This window comes from Barnesiella sp. CU968 (genome assembly GCF_905219685.1).
Classification (GTDB): Bacteria; Bacteroidota; Bacteroidia; order Bacteroidales; family Muribaculaceae; genus Lepagella; species Lepagella muris_A.
The window spans coordinates 1-14242 of the sequence record NZ_CAJMXD010000033.1 but is presented as its reverse complement, the minus strand read 5'-3'; the positions used below and the strand labels follow the sequence as shown (position 1 = coordinate 14242).

General features: G+C 49.9%; 24 protein-coding genes and 1 pseudogene. All 25 read left to right on the top strand.

Going from position 1 to position 14242, the window contains the following annotated elements:
- Positions 1-232 (top strand): annotated as a pseudogene (locus JX312_RS02675) (30S ribosomal protein S7); the annotation flags it as partial.
- Between the two features lie 17 nt (positions 233-249).
- Complete coding sequence (fusA, locus tag JX312_RS02670; RefSeq protein ID WP_123404938.1) at positions 250-2373, top strand: elongation factor G; 2124 nt, start codon at positions 250-252, stop codon at positions 2371-2373.
- Positions 2374-2391: 18 nt separating this feature from the next.
- Entirely contained in the window at positions 2392-2697 is a 306-nt protein-coding gene (rpsJ, locus tag JX312_RS02665; RefSeq protein ID WP_123404940.1) for a 30S ribosomal protein S10, read from the top strand.
- Positions 2698-2786: 89 nt separating this feature from the next.
- Positions 2787-3404, top strand: coding sequence for a 50S ribosomal protein L3 (rplC, locus tag JX312_RS02660; protein ID WP_123404942.1), 618 nt, complete (start codon positions 2787-2789; stop codon positions 3402-3404).
- Positions 3404-4036, top strand: a complete 633-nt coding sequence (rplD, locus tag JX312_RS02655) for a 50S ribosomal protein L4 (protein WP_123404944.1) — start codon at positions 3404-3406, stop codon at positions 4034-4036. The genes rplC and rplD overlap by 1 nt, the downstream gene beginning before the upstream one ends.
- A gap of 17 nt (positions 4037-4053) precedes the next feature.
- Positions 4054-4344, top strand: coding sequence for a 50S ribosomal protein L23 (gene rplW / locus JX312_RS02650; protein WP_123404946.1), 291 nt, complete (start codon positions 4054-4056; stop codon positions 4342-4344).
- 6 nt (positions 4345-4350) lie between these two features.
- Entirely contained in the window at positions 4351-5178 is an 828-nt protein-coding gene (rplB, locus tag JX312_RS02645) for a 50S ribosomal protein L2 (protein ID WP_123404948.1), read from the top strand.
- 19 nt (positions 5179-5197) lie between these two features.
- Positions 5198-5467 (top strand): 30S ribosomal protein S19, encoded by a 270-nt coding sequence (gene rpsS / locus JX312_RS02640; RefSeq protein WP_123404950.1) that lies wholly within the window; start codon positions 5198-5200, stop codon positions 5465-5467.
- Between the two features lie 42 nt (positions 5468-5509).
- On the top strand, positions 5510-5914 hold the full coding sequence (gene rplV, locus JX312_RS02635; protein WP_123404951.1) for a 50S ribosomal protein L22: 405 nt from the start codon (positions 5510-5512) through the stop codon (positions 5912-5914).
- A gap of 9 nt (positions 5915-5923) precedes the next feature.
- Positions 5924-6655, top strand: a complete 732-nt coding sequence (rpsC, locus tag JX312_RS02630; protein ID WP_124030381.1) for a 30S ribosomal protein S3 — start codon at positions 5924-5926, stop codon at positions 6653-6655.
- 15 nt (positions 6656-6670) lie between these two features.
- Complete coding sequence (gene rplP / locus JX312_RS02625) at positions 6671-7102, top strand: 50S ribosomal protein L16 (RefSeq protein WP_123404955.1); 432 nt, start codon at positions 6671-6673, stop codon at positions 7100-7102.
- Positions 7103-7365: 263 nt separating this feature from the next.
- Complete coding sequence (gene rpmC / locus JX312_RS02620) at positions 7366-7587, top strand: 50S ribosomal protein L29 (protein ID WP_123404957.1); 222 nt, start codon at positions 7366-7368, stop codon at positions 7585-7587.
- A gap of 21 nt (positions 7588-7608) precedes the next feature.
- Positions 7609-7869 (top strand): 30S ribosomal protein S17, encoded by a 261-nt coding sequence (gene rpsQ, locus JX312_RS02615; RefSeq protein WP_123404959.1) that lies wholly within the window; start codon positions 7609-7611, stop codon positions 7867-7869.
- 2 nt (positions 7870-7871) lie between these two features.
- A complete protein-coding gene (rplN, locus tag JX312_RS02610; RefSeq protein WP_123404961.1) occupies positions 7872-8237 on the top strand; it encodes a 50S ribosomal protein L14 in 366 nt (121 codons plus the stop codon).
- Positions 8238-8258: 21 nt separating this feature from the next.
- Entirely contained in the window at positions 8259-8579 is a 321-nt protein-coding gene (gene rplX, locus JX312_RS02605; RefSeq protein ID WP_123404963.1) for a 50S ribosomal protein L24, read from the top strand.
- Positions 8579-9118, top strand: a complete 540-nt coding sequence (gene rplE, locus JX312_RS02600) for a 50S ribosomal protein L5 (RefSeq protein ID WP_123404965.1) — start codon at positions 8579-8581, stop codon at positions 9116-9118. The genes rplX and rplE overlap by 1 nt, the downstream gene beginning before the upstream one ends.
- 6 nt (positions 9119-9124) lie before the next feature.
- The gene (rpsN, locus tag JX312_RS02595; RefSeq protein WP_123404967.1) at positions 9125-9427 is read left to right on the top strand and encodes a 30S ribosomal protein S14; all 303 of its coding nucleotides are present in this window, start codon (positions 9125-9127) and stop codon (positions 9425-9427) included.
- 177 nt (positions 9428-9604) lie between these two features.
- Positions 9605-10003 carry a 30S ribosomal protein S8 gene (gene rpsH, locus JX312_RS02590; RefSeq protein WP_123404969.1) on the top strand — a complete coding sequence of 133 codons (399 nt, stop codon included), beginning with the start codon at positions 9605-9607 and terminating at the stop codon, positions 10001-10003.
- Positions 10004-10016: 13 nt separating this feature from the next.
- Positions 10017-10571, top strand: coding sequence for a 50S ribosomal protein L6 (rplF, locus tag JX312_RS02585; RefSeq protein WP_123404972.1), 555 nt, complete (start codon positions 10017-10019; stop codon positions 10569-10571).
- Positions 10572-10584: 13 nt separating this feature from the next.
- The gene (gene rplR, locus JX312_RS02580) at positions 10585-10926 is read left to right on the top strand and encodes a 50S ribosomal protein L18 (protein WP_123404974.1); all 342 of its coding nucleotides are present in this window, start codon (positions 10585-10587) and stop codon (positions 10924-10926) included.
- A 9-nt stretch (positions 10927-10935) separates the two neighbouring features.
- Positions 10936-11457, top strand: a complete 522-nt coding sequence (gene rpsE, locus JX312_RS02575; protein WP_123404976.1) for a 30S ribosomal protein S5 — start codon at positions 10936-10938, stop codon at positions 11455-11457.
- Between the two features lie 9 nt (positions 11458-11466).
- A complete protein-coding gene (gene rpmD / locus JX312_RS02570; protein ID WP_123404978.1) occupies positions 11467-11646 on the top strand; it encodes a 50S ribosomal protein L30 in 180 nt (59 codons plus the stop codon).
- 16 nt (positions 11647-11662) lie between these two features.
- Positions 11663-12109, top strand: coding sequence for a 50S ribosomal protein L15 (rplO, locus tag JX312_RS02565; protein ID WP_123404981.1), 447 nt, complete (start codon positions 11663-11665; stop codon positions 12107-12109).
- A gap of 12 nt (positions 12110-12121) precedes the next feature.
- Positions 12122-13459 (top strand): preprotein translocase subunit SecY, encoded by a 1338-nt coding sequence (gene secY, locus JX312_RS02560; RefSeq protein WP_123404983.1) that lies wholly within the window; start codon positions 12122-12124, stop codon positions 13457-13459.
- Between the two features lie 26 nt (positions 13460-13485).
- Positions 13486-14242 (top strand): type I methionyl aminopeptidase (map, locus tag JX312_RS02555; RefSeq protein ID WP_204456942.1); only part of this gene is annotated, 757 nt, incomplete at its 3' end.

The following is a 14242-nucleotide window of genomic DNA, read 5'->3' as shown; positions in this document are numbered from 1 at the left end:
GGGTGGTGCTACCTTCCAGGTTCCTACTGAGATCCGCGCTGACCGCAAGGAATCCATATCAATGAAAAATCTCATTATCTTCGCCCGCAAACGCGGCGGCAAGACGATGGCTGACAAGCTCGCGGCAGAGATCGTAGACGCTTTCAACGACCAGGGTGGCGCATATAAGAGAAAAGAGGATATGCACCGCATGGCAGAGGCTAACCGCGCGTTCGCACATTTCAGATTTTAATATTGAGATAAGAGAAAATGGCAAAACACGACGATCTTAGATTAACCCGCAATATCGGCATCATGGCTCACATCGATGCCGGAAAAACCACCACTTCGGAGCGTATCCTCTTCTATACCGGTCTTACTCACAAGATCGGTGAGGTTCACGATGGCGCTGCCACCATGGACTGGATGGAGCAGGAGCAGGAGCGTGGTATCACAATTACTTCCGCCGCTACCACCACTTTCTGGAAATATAACGACGACAAGTTTAAAATCAACCTGATTGACACCCCCGGACACGTTGACTTCACTGTAGAGGTTGAGCGTTCGCTCCGCGTGCTTGACGGTGCTGTCGCTGCATTCTGTGCGGTAGGCGGTGTTGAGCCTCAGAGTGAGACTGTGTGGCGTCAGGCTGACAAATATAACGTTCCCCGTATCGGTTATGTAAACAAGATGGACCGCTCTGGCGCAAACTTCTTCGAGGTTGTTCGTCAGGTGAAGGAGGTGCTCGGCGCAACTCCGCTTCCCATCCAGATTCCTATCGGTGCGGAGGAGACTTTCAAAGGCGTTGTTGACCTTGTGACTATGAAGGCTATCTTCTGGCACGACGAGACAATGGGTGCTGAATACAGCGTTGAGGAAATACCCGCCAATCTTCAGGCAGAGGCTGAGGAGTATCGCGACAAAATGCTTGAGACTCTCGCCGAACTTGACGAGAATCTGATGGAAAAATACTTCGACGATCCCTCGACTATCACTGAAGACGAGATCCGCGTCGCTATCCGCAAAGGCACACTTTCGATGGCAATCAACCCGATGATCTGCGGTTCTTCATTCAAGAACAAGGGTGTTCAGACTCTTCTTGACGCTGTCTGCGCTTATCTTCCCTCGCCGCTTGACGCAGGTGCTGTGGAAGGTACTGTTCCCGGTTCTCCCGATGAGGTCGAGACCCGCGAGCCGAACCCTGAGGCTCCTATGGCGGCACTCGCGTTCAAGATTGCAACCGACCCCTATGTGGGACGTCTCTGCTTCTTCCGTGTGTATTCAGGCGAGATACCAGCCGGAAGCTACGTGCTTAACAGCCGTTCAGGCAAGAAAGAGCGTATCTCCCGTCTGTTCCAGATGCACTCCAACAAGCAGAATCCCAAGGAGGTAATCGGCTGTGGCGATATAGGCGCAGGTGTCGGTTTCAAGGATATCCGCACCGGTGACACTCTCTGCGACGAAAATCATCCTATCGTGCTTGAGGCTATGGAATTCCCGGATCCTGTGATCGGTATCGCCGTAGAGCCCAAGACTCAGAAGGACCTTGACAAACTTGGCGTAGGTCTTCAGAAACTCGCAGAGGAGGATCCCACATTCCGCGTAGAGACAAACGAGGAGACCGGTCAGACCGTCATCAGCGGTATGGGTGAGCTTCACCTTGACATCATCATCGACCGTCTGCGTCGTGAGTTCAAGGTAGAGTGTAACCAGGGTCGTCCTCAGGTTACATACAAAGAGGCTATCACCAAGCCTGTCGAGCTTCGTGAGGTATTCAAGAAACAGACCGGTGGTCGCGGTAAGTTCGCCGATATCATCGTGCGTATCGAGCCTGCTGACGATGATTTCGAGGGCAGCCTCCAGTTCATCGACGAGGTTAAGGGTGGTAACGTGCCTAAGGAATACATCCCTTCTGTGCAGAAAGGTTTCCAGACTGCAATGAAGAACGGTGTTCTCGCAGGTTATCCGGTAGAGCGTCTTAAAGTGACACTTCTCGACGGTAGCTTCCACCCGGTTGACTCCGATCAGCTTTCATTCGAGCTTTGCGCTATCCAGGCGTTCAAGAAAGGTTCTGAGAAGGCAGGTCCGGTTCTTATGGAGCCGATCATGAAGATCGAAGTGGTTACTCCCGAGGAGTCTATGGGTGATGTGATCGGTGACCTCAACAAGCGTCGCGGTCAGGTAGAAGGTATGGAGACAAGCCGTAGCGGCGCACGTATCGTGAAAGCCAAGGCTCCTCTTGCGGAGATGTTCGGTTATGTTACAGCTTTGCGTACCATCACTTCCGGTCGTGCCACTTCAACCATGTCCTTCAGCCACTATGCGGAAGTCAGCAATTCAATCGCGAAGAACGTTCTGACAGAATGTCAGGGCCGTGTAGACTTACTTAAATAAAATAGTCATAACAACAATATGAGCCAAAAAATCAGAATCAAACTTAAATCTTACGATCACAATCTCGTTGACAAGTCTGCGGAGAAGATCGTAAAGACGGTCAAAGCGACCGGCGCAGTTGTGAGCGGCCCGATTCCATTGCCCACACACAAGCGTATCTTCACCGTGAACCGCTCTACTTTCGTAAACAAGAAGAGCCGTGAGCAGTTCCAGCTTTCATCATATCAGCGACTGATCGACATCTATTCGAGCACATCGAAGACTGTTGACGCCCTGATGAAACTTGAGCTTCCCAGCGGAGTTGACGTATCGATTAAAGTTTAATAAAGAGATAAAACAAATAATATGAGCGGTCCGGTCTTCGGAAACACCGTGGACCGGACCGATTCAAAGACCACAAATAGTAAAAAGAAATGCCAGGATTATTAGGAAAGAAAATCGGAATGACATCCGTTTTCAGTGCCGACGGAAGAAACATTCCGTGCACTGTTATCGAAGTAGGTCCTTGTGTGGTTACCCAAGTCAAGACTTTGGAGAAGGACGGTTACGAGGCAGTTCAGGTAGGTTTTGTCGATAAGAAAGACAAACACACTACCAAGCCCGAAGCCGGACACTTCAAGAAAGCCGGGGTGACACCCAAGCGTCACTTGGCCGAGTTCAAGTCGTTTGAGACCCTTCCGGGTCTGGGCGAAACGCTGACTGTGGATCTTTTCCAGGAGGGAGGTTTTGTCGATGTTGTCGGCACTTCCAAAGGTAAAGGTTTCCAGGGTGTAGTTAAACGCCACGGATTTGGCGGCGTAGGCCAGAGCACACACGGTCAGCACAACCGTCTCCGCGCACCGGGTTCAATCGGCGCATGCTCTTACCCTGCAAAGGTGTTCAAGGGATTGCGTATGGCTGGACATATGGGTAACGAGCGTGTCACTGTTCAAAATCTTCAGGTGATCAAAGTGCTTCCCGAGCACAATTTGTTAATGATTAAGGGTTCCGTGCCGGGGCCTAAAGGTTCAATCGTTTTAGTTGAGAAATAATGGAAGTAGCAGTTTATAACATCAAAGGAGAGGACACCGGACGTAAAGTTACGCTCAACGATGAGGTGTTTTCACGCGATCTGAGCGAGGGTAACGCCGAGCACACTATCTATCTCGACATCAAACAGTATTTGGGCAACCAGCGCCAGGGCACGCATAAGAGCAAGGAGCGCAGTGAGGTGTCGGGTTCGACACGCAAGCTGGGTCGTCAGAAAGGTGGCGGCGGCGCGCGTCGCGGTGATATCAACTCTCCGCTTCTTCGTGGCGGCGGCACTGTGTTCGGTCCGCGTCCCCGCGATTACCGCACCAAACTCAATAAGAAAGTGAAGGCTCTTGCCCGTCGCATAGCTCTTACTTCAAGCGTCAATGACAAGAAGATTTTCGTTATCGAGAACTTCTCGTTCGATGCTCCGAAAACAAAGAGCTATATGAACATAGCAAAAGGATTCAAGCTTGAAGACAAGAAAGTTCTTCTGGTCATGGCAGGTGTAGATGAGAACGTGCTTCTTTCAGTTCGCAACGTTCCCAACGCGCTTATGGCTCAGGCAGTGGATCTCAATGCGTTCACACTTCTCAACACGGATGCAATCCTTGTTACTGAAGACAGCGTTGCAATTTTGAATGAATTTTAATCTTAGGAGAAATAAGAATGGATATACAGATCAAACCGATCGTTACGGAAAAGGCTACAGCCTATAGCGAAAAGGAGAATTGCTACACTTTCGCCGTTTCTCCCGAGGCTAACAAATTCCAGATCAAAGACATCGTAGAGAAACTCTACAATGTTCGCGTGGAGAGAGTAAACACAGCGAGCTACGCCGGCAAGCGCAAACAGCGTTACACCAAGAGCGGGCTCATCCGCGGTCAGCGTCCGGCTTTCAAGAAAGCATACGTGACAGTTGCCGAAGGACAGAAGATTGACTATTATAGCAATATTTAAAAAGTAATGGCAGTAAGAAAATTCAAGCCCACTACGCCTGGGCAAAGACACAAGGTTATTGGTGTGTTCAAAGGAACAATCACTGCTACCACACCAGAAAAATCTCTTACAGTCGGTAAGCGCTCCACCGGTGGCCGCAACTCTTCAGGTCACCTTTCAACACGATATCGTGGAGGCGGCCATAAGAGAAAATTGCGTCTCATCGACTTCAAGAGAACAAACGATGGCGTACCCGCAACGGTAAAGAGCATCGAGTATGATCCCAACCGCTCGGCACGCATCGCCCTCCTTTATTATCAAGACGGTTCCAAGGCTTACATCATCGCCCCCAACGGGCTTGAGGTAGGTCAGACAGTGATGAGCGGAGCTGATGTAGCTCCCGAGGTAGGCAACACGCTTCCTCTGTCAGCCATCCCTGTTGGTACCCTGATCCATTGTATCGAGCTTCGTCCCGGCCAGGGCGCGTCCATGGCACGTTCCGCCGGAACATTCGCACAGCTCACATCACGCGAAGGTGATTACGCAATTATCAAATTGCCTTCTGGAGAAACAAGAAAAGTGCTTCTGACATGTCGCGCTACCGTGGGTGTTGTCGGCAACTCCGACCACGCTCTCGAGCAGAGCGGAAAGGCAGGTCGTTCACGCTGGCTCGGTCGTCGCCCCCACAACCGTGGTGTGGTTATGAACCCTGTCGATCACCCGATGGGTGGTGGTGAAGGCCGTCAGAGCGGTGGACACCCCCGTTCACGCACAGGTCTTTATGCAAAGGGCTTGAAGACCCGTTCGCCGAAGAAGCATTCTTCGAAGTATATAATTGAAAGAAGGAAAAAATAATTGATTAATTGAGACAAGTATGAGTCGTTCGCTTAAAAAAGGACCATTTATCAGCGTTAAGCTCGAGAAGAAAGTGGCAGCCATGGAGGAAAGCGGCAAGAAAAACGTCATCAAGACGTGGAGCCGTGCGTCCATGATCTCTCCTGACTTTGTAGGCCACACTTTTGCGGTGCATAACGGAAATAAATTCATACCGGTATACGTGACCGAGAACATGGTAGGTCACAAACTGGGAGAATTTGCCCCCACCCGCACATTCCGCGGCCACGCAGGCAACAAGAAAAAATAATGGCCCGAATCATTAATTCAGATAAAAAAAGAATAACATACAATGGGTTTAAGAAAAAGACAATCAGCCGAGGCTATCAAGGAGGCACGCAAGAGCGAATATTTCGCTAAGCTTCACAATGTGCCCAGCTCTCCGCGCAAGATGCGCCTTGTGGTCGATATGATTCGTGGCCAGGAGGCTTTCAAGGCTCTCGGAATTTTGAAATTTTCCAATAAAGAGGCTTCCCGCAAGGTTGAGAAGCTGCTCCGTTCGGCAATCGCCAACTGGGAACAGAAGAATGAACGCAAGGCAGAGGCAGGCGAGCTTTTCGTGAAAACAGTTTTCGTAGACTGCGCTCCGATGCTCAAACGTCTCCGTCCCGCACCCCAGGGCCGCGGATACCGCATCCGCAAGCGCTCTAATCACGTGACATTGTTCGTGGACACAATTAATAACGAAAAAGCTTAATTTGCAAAGATGGGACAGAAAGTTAATCCAATCAGCAACCGTCTTGGAGTAATCCGCGGTTGGGACTCGAACTGGTATGGTGGAAAGAAATACGGCGACACCCTTCTTGAGGACTCGAAGATCCGTAAATATCTCCACACTCGTCTTGCAAAGGCAAGCGTGTCCAGAATAATTATTGAGCGTACCCTTAAAATGGCGACTGTGACAATCTGCACATCTCGTCCGGGTATGATTATCGGTAAAGGCGGCAAGGATGTGGACGCCCTCAAGGAGGAGCTGAAGAAGCTCACCGACAAGGAGGTTCAGATCAATATTCACGAAATCAAACGTCCTGAACTGGACGCTGAGATCGTTGCATCGAACATCGCCCGCCAGATCGAGAACAAAGTGGCTTACCGTCGTGCAGTCAAAATGGCAGTTGCCTCGACTATGCGTATGGGTGCCGAGGGTATCAAGGTTCAGGTTTCCGGTCGTCTCAACGGCGCCGAGATGGCTCGCTCCGAGATGTTCAAGGAAGGCCGCACACCGCTTCACACACTCCGTGCCGATATTGACTATGCTTTGGTAGAGGCTCTTACCAAAGTCGGCATCATCGGCATCAAGGTATGGATCTGCCGCGGCGAGATCTATGGCAAGAAGGAGCTTACTCCCACTTATGCCATCGGTCAGAAAGAGACAGGTCGTCCTCAGGGTGGTGGTCGCAAAGGTGGTTTCCGCAACAAGAAAAACAACAACCGATAATAAAGCTCAATAAACATGTTACAACCTAAGAAAACGAGATACCGCCGTTCACAGAAAGGCCGTATGAAAGGTGAGGCCCAGCGTGGCAACCAGCTTGCATTCGGTTCGTTCGGCATCAAGACACTCGACTCTAAATGGATCACCGGCCGTCAGATCGAGGCAGCCCGTATCGCCGTGACGCGTTACATGCAGCGTCAGGGACAGATCTGGATCCGCATATTCCCGGATAAACCCATCACTAAAAAGCCTGCTGAGGTCCGAATGGGTAAAGGTAAAGGTAATCCCGAGGGATTCGTTGCGCCTGTGACTCCGGGACGTATCCTGATAGAAGTAGAGGGCGTTCCTTACGATGTAGCCAAAGAGGCACTTCGTCTTGCCGCCCAGAAGCTTCCTGTGATCACCAAGTTTGTGGTTCGCCGCGACTATGATCCCTCACAGAATGTCTAAGTAAATTTGTTGGAACTCTGTCTTCAGTTATGCCTGAAGGCAGAGTTTTGACAATATATTGCGATAAAATTTGATAAAAATTTTTATAATCGCAATATTTTCAGTATCTTTGCGGTCGAATTTGGATTTTTTGCAAGTTTTGAAGGTTGCATGTGGTGTCATGCGCCTCCATCTGCTTGCAAATTTAATCGTGAATATCACTCCGTGGATTTACTGAATCCGGAGACACTCAGGACTAATCTAAACAATTAGATAAATAAATAATGAAAAAGGAAGAAATCAAGGAATTAAGCATTCAGGAGCTGACAGCCCAGATAGAGGCTGCAGAGAAGGCTTATCGTGAATTGAAAGTAGCGCACGCGATATCTCCCGTAGACAATCCCGCAAAGATCACCAAGGATCGTCGCGAGATTGCCCGCTTGAAGACAGTGTTGCGCCAGAAGGAAATCGCCGCCGCCAAGGAGGCTGCTTCTGAAGTAAAGTAATCCCCGTAAAGTATTTTACAAATGGAAGAGAAAAGAAATTTGAGAAAAGAGAGAGTCGGGGTTGTTTCGAGCAACAAATGTGATAAGACTATCACAGTTGAAATCAAGTGGAAAGAGAAACACCCGATTTACGGCAAATTTGTCAACAAGACAAAGAAGTATCACGCTCACGATGAAAACAACGAGTGCTCGATAGGCGACACAGTCCGTCTGATGGAGACCCGTCCGTTGAGTAAGACAAAGAGATGGAGACTGGTAGAAATCATCGAAAAAGTTAAGTAATCATGATCCAGACAGAATCCCGATTGACAGTAGCGGACAACAGTGGAGCAAAAGAGGCTCTCTGTATCCATGTGCTTGGCGGTACAGGCCGTCGTTATGCCAGCGTAGGCGACATCATCGTTGTGACAGTGAAGAGCACCATCCCCTCATCCGATGTGAAGAAGGGTACCGTATCGAAGGCTGTTGTGGTTCGCACGAAGAAGGAAATCCGCCGTCCGGACGGAAGTTATATCCGTTTCGACGACAATGCCTGTGTGCTTCTTAACAACGCCGGCGAGATCCGCGGCACACGTATCTTTGGCCCAGTAGCCCGTGAGTTGCGTGCCACTAACATGAAAATCGTGTCATTGGCACCTGAAGTACTTTAACCGTCTTAAACCGTAAAAGAAATGGCAAAATTGCATATAAAGAAGGGTGACACAGTCTATGTCAATGCCGGTGACGACAAAGGCAAGACAGGACGTGTGCTCCGAGTGCTGGTTGACAAAAACCGCGCCGTTGTGGAGGGTGTCAACATAGTGTCAAAGAGCACCAAACCCAACGCCAAATATCCGCAGGGTGGCATTGTGAAAATGGAAGCCCCCGTGCATATTTCGAATTTGAATGTGTTAGATCCCAAATCCGGCAAGCCGACCCGTATCGGTCGCCGTCTCAATGACGCCGGCAAGTTGGTACGTTATTCAAAAAAATCAGGAGAGGAGATTAAGTAATGAGCACAACTCTTAGCAAAGACTATAAGGAAAGAATAGTTCCGGAGCTCACGGAGGAATTCAAATATACTACCGTGATGCAGGTTCCCCGCCTGGAAAAGATCGTTATCAACCAGGGACTCGGTGCGGCAACGCAGGACAAGAAACTGATCGAGACAGCAATCAACGAGCTTACAGCCATAACAGGTCAGAAAGCGGTTCCCACGCTTTCAAGGAAGGATATCTCAAACTTCAAGCTTCGTAAAAAAATGCCTATCGGCGCAATGGTGACTCTTCGTCGTGACAAGATGTATGAGTTCCTGGAGCGTCTCGTGCGCGTAGCGCTTCCGCGTATCCGTGACTTCAAGGGCATCAACTCCAAGCTTGACGGCCGTGGCAATTATACGCTCGGTATCACAGAGCAGATCATTTTCCCCGAGATTAACATTGACAATGTTCCGAAACTCCAGGGTATGAACATCACCTTCGTTACATCTGCCAAGACAGACGAGGAAGGTTTCGCACTTCTCAAGAAATTCGGACTTCCCTTCAAAAAATAATTCGACATGGCAAAAGAATCAATGAAAGCCCGCGAGGTAAAGCGTCAGCGCATGGTGGCAAAATATGCCGAGAAGAAGGCAGCCCTCAAGAAAGCCGCTCTCGCCGATGCTGAAGGCAATATCGACTACGATGCTCTTGCAAAGCTGCAGAAACTTCCCAAGAACGCGTCAAAAGTTCGTCTTCACAACCGTTGCGTAATCACGGGCCGTCCAAAAGGATACATGCGTCAGTTCGGCATCTCCAGAATTCAGTTCCGCGAGATGGCAAGCGCAGGACTCATTCCAGGAGTCAAGAAGGCAAGCTGGTAATCTCCGATTACCGGCTGCCTCCGGCTTCGGCCTCCCTGTTTCGCTGTTTTCGGGAGGCTCGCGGCAAGTCTTGCAGGCTGATTTGGCAGATTGTGCCGCCGGAGGCAAATTCAAATTATAATAAAGAGAGTATTAAATATTGTTCAGTATATCTGAATCAATTTAACAATCTAAACAATGACTGATCCAATAGCAGATTATTTGACAAGATTGAGAAACGCCATCCACGCAGGACACCGCGTGGTGGAGGTTCCGTCTTCAAAAATGAAAAAGGAGATCACAAAAATCCTTTTCGAGCAGGGCTATATCCTCAACTACAAGTTTGAGGAGGGCAATACCCCGCAGGGTACCATCAAGATAGCCTTGAAGTATGATCCGGTCGACAAGGTGAATGCAATCAAGAATCTTCACCGCGTCTCTCGTCCGGGTCTTCGCCAGTATACAGGTTATAAGGAAATGCCGCGCGTCCTCAACGGTCTCGGTATCGCAATCCTTTCCACATCACAGGGCGTGATGACAAACAAGGAAGCGAAAGAGCGTAAGATCGGCGGCGAAGTATTGTGTTACGTATATTAAAAAAGGAGGTATTATGTCAAGAATTGGTAAAGCACCCATCGTGATACCTGCCGGCGTAACCGTACAGGTCAAAGATAACGTAGTGACTGTAAAAGGTCCCAAGGGCGAACTCTCACAGGAGATCAACCCCGATATCACAGTGAATGTAGAGGATGGCCACGTGGTTCTGACNCGTCCGAGCGACGAGCGCACACACCGCGCGATGCACGGTCTTTACCGTGCTCTTGTGCACAACATGGTTGTCGGCGTTTCAGAGGGCTACAAGAAAGAGATGGAGCTCGTTGGTGTAGGTTATCGTGCCGCAGCCACAGGTCAGGTTCTCGAACTTGCCTTAGGATATTCACATGCTATCTATATCAAGCTTCCCAAAGAGGTGAAGGTAGAGGCCAAGACCGAGCGTAACAAAAACCCGCTCATCATCCTTGAGAGCAGCGACAAGCAGCTTCTGGGTCAGGTATGTGCCAAGATCCGTTCGCTTCGCAAGCCTGAGCCTTACAAGGGTAAAGGTATTAAGTTTGTCGGTGAGATCATCCGCCGCAAGAGTGGAAAATCGGCTAACGCCAAATAAAAATTGAGGAACTATGATATCCAAGACAGCAAGAAGAAATAAGATAAAGAGCCGCATCCGCGGCAAAATTTCCGGCACTGCAGCGCGTCCCCGCATGAGCGTGTTCCGCAGCAACAAGGGAATTTATGTGCAGCTTATCGATGACCTTGCCGGCGCTACGCTTTGCGCGGCTTCTTCGAAAGGTCTCGAAGGTGGCACCAAGACTGAGGTTGCAGCCAAAGTCGGTGAGGAGATAGCAAAGAAAGCCCAGGAGAAGGGTATCGAGACAGTCGTGTTCGACCGTAACGGTTATCTTTTCCATGGCAGAGTGAAATCATTGGCAGATGCTGCCCGCAAGGGAGGTCTTAAATTTTAAATTAGAATCATGGCAAAGAGAAATAACAGAGTTAAGTCCACAAATGATTTGGAATTGAAAGACCGTCTCGTGGCTATCAACCGCGTTACCAAAGTGACAAAGGGTGGTCGCGCATTCAGTTTCGCAGCCATTGTGGTTGTAGGTAACGAGGATGGTGTTATCGGCTGGGGTCTCGGCAAAGCCAATGAGGTTACCGCCGCTATCGCCAAAGGCGTTGAGACAGCTAAGAAAAACCTCATCAAGGTTCCTGTTCACAAAGGCACCATACCTCATGAGGTAAGCGCTAAGTTCGGTGGCTCACGCATCTTCCTGAAGCCTGCTTCGGAGGGTACCGGAGTGAAGGCTGGTGGCGCTATGCGTGCGGTTCTCGAGAGCGTAGGTGTTACCGACGTGCTTGCAAAATCCAAAGGTTCTTCCAACCCTCACAACCTTGTGAAGGCTACAATCGCGGCTCTTGACGAGTTGCGCAGCCCGATGCAGGTTGCTCAGAACCGTGGCGTGTCGGTAGAAAAAGTGTTTAACGGCAAATAAGAAGCAGACATGGCACAGATTAAAATCACACAGATAAAGAGCCGCATCAATGCTCCGAAAGTGCAGAAACTCACTCTTGACGCACTCGGTCTTCGTAAGATGAATCATTCAGTGATCAAAGAGGATGTTCCTTCGATCATGGGAATGGTAAAGAAGGTTCACCACTTAGTTGAAGTGACAAAACTCTAAAAAGACAGAAACGCAAATGGAACTACATAATTTACAGCCGGCTCCCGGCAGCAATAAGGGTAACAAGCGAGTAGGCCGTGGTCCGGGTTCGGGCTTCGGAGGCACATCGACCCGTGGTCACAAGGGTGCAAAATCTCGCTCGGGCTATTCACACAAGGTAGGTTTCGAAGGTGGTCAGATGCCGCTTCAGCGTCGTGTTCCGAAGTTTGGCTTCAAGAACATCAACCGCGTTGAATACAAGGCAATCAATCTTGATGCCCTTGAGGCTCTGGCTGCTGCCGCGAACCTGACCAAGATCACGGTCGACGACCTTCGTCAGGCCGGTCTCGTATCAAAGAACGGATTGGTTAAAGTACTCGGCAACGGTGCTGTTACCAAGGCTCTTGAGATAGAGGCCAACGCCTTCTCGAAGTCTGCAGAGGAAGCTATCACGGCTGCCGGTGGAACCGTAATCAAAAAATAACGACAATTAGCAATGGGATTTACTAAAACAATAAAAAATATCTGGAGCGTAGAGGATCTTCGCAAGCGTATCGGCATAACGCTGTTGCTTGTGATCATCTACCGTTTCGGATGCTACGTGGTCTTGCCGGGCATCAATCCCGACGAACTGCTGGCGCTTAAGAATTTCACTGCCGACGGTCTGATGCAGCTTCTCGACATGTTCTCGGGAGGTGCGTTCTCACAGGCGTCGATCTTCGCGCTGGGTATCATGCCATATATCACGGCTTCGATCGTGATCCAGCTTCTCGGCATGGTTCTCCCCGCGTTCCAGAAGATGCAGAGAGAGGGAGAGAGCGGAAGAATGAAGCTCAACCAGTATACCCGTTATCTCACAGTGATTATCCTTCTGCTCCAGGGTCCAGCTTACCTCATGAACCTCAAGTATCAGGTTCAGGCAGCCGGTGGCCATGTGGAAATGGGCGTATGGACTGTGGCATTCATGACCATTGTTCTTGCTGCCGGCTCTATGTTTATCATGTGGCTCGGTGAGCGCATCGACCAGAAGGGTGTCGGCAACGGCATCTCGTTCATCATCCTTATCGGTATCATCGCCCGTCTTCCGGAGGCTTTCATCCAGGAGTTTACCGGACGGCTGATGAACTCGCAGGGTGGCGGTCTTGTGATTTTCCTTGTCGAGATAATCATATTGCTCGCCGTAATCGCCGGAGCCGTGCTCCTTGTGCAGGGCACACGCAAAGTTCCTGTGCAATATGCAAAACGGGTAGTGGGCAACAAGCAGTATGGTGGCGCACGCCAGTACATTCCTTTGAAAGTGAATGCTGCGGGTGTAATGCCTATCATCTTCGCCCAGGCGATTATGTTTATCCCTGTAACACTGGTTGGCTTCAGCACGAATCACACAGGTTTCTTCGGAGCTTTGACCGACATGTATGGTTTCTGGTATAATTTAATCTACTTCATCATGATCGTGGCGTTCACATATTTCTACACCGCGATTACGGTTCGTCCAGCCCAGATGGCTGAGGATATGAAGCGTAACAACGGCTTCATCCCCGGCATCAAGCCCGGCAAGCCGACAGTAGACTATCTTGACTCCATCATGTCGAGAATCACGCTTCCCGGCTCGATATTCCTCGGCATTGTGGCAATTCTTCCTGCCATTGCCCATATCTGCGGCCTTAACCGAAATTTCGCTTCATTCTTCGGCGGAACTTCACTGTTGATTCTCGTAGGTGTTGTGCTTGATACGCTTCGCATCATCGAAGGTCATCTTCTGATGCGTCATTACGACGGTCTCATGAAAGACGGACGTATCAAGGGCCGCACCACAGGCAGCGGAGCCTTTTAAGAATTGTAACTCGTTGGCAAATTGATATGATTTATCTCAAGACAGCAGAGGAAATAGAATTGATGAGGGGTGCTTGCGATCTTGTGAGCCGCACTCTCGGCGAGATGGCCCGCTGGGTCGCTCCCGGTGTGACGACCCTTAAACTTGATACCATTGCAAGAGAGTTTATCCTCGACAACGGGGGTAAACCCTCCTGCCTGGGTTATCAGGGTTTTCCCGGAACGCTGTGTATCGAGGTGAACGAGACGGTAGTTCACGGTTTCCCTTCTGCATATGTTCTTCAGGAGGGCGACATTGTAGGACTCGATTGTGTCGTAGAACTAAACGGTTATCATGGCGACAGTTGCTACACATTCGCTGTCGGAGAGATTTCCGATTCCGTTTCCCGTCTTCTCGAAATAACGAAAAATAGTCTTTATAAAGGAATAGAGGCTGCAAAGGCGGGCAAAAGGATAGGTGATATCTCCAATGCCGTGCAGACATATTGCGAGCGCAACGGCTACAGTGTCGTGCGGGAGATGTGCGGTCACGGCATAGGCAAGAGCATGCATGAGGATCCAGAGGTTCCCAACTACGGGCGTCGCGGCATAGGTCCGCTTCTGAAGCCCGGCATGGTCATCGCCATAGAGCCCATGATAAATCTCGGAAGCAAGAATATCGTCATCAGTAACGACGGCTGGCAGTGTCGCACCAAAGACCGCAAGCCTTCCGCCCATTTCGAGCATACTGTGGCGATTCATGCGGACGAGACCGAGATACTGACCACATTCAAGTATATTGAAT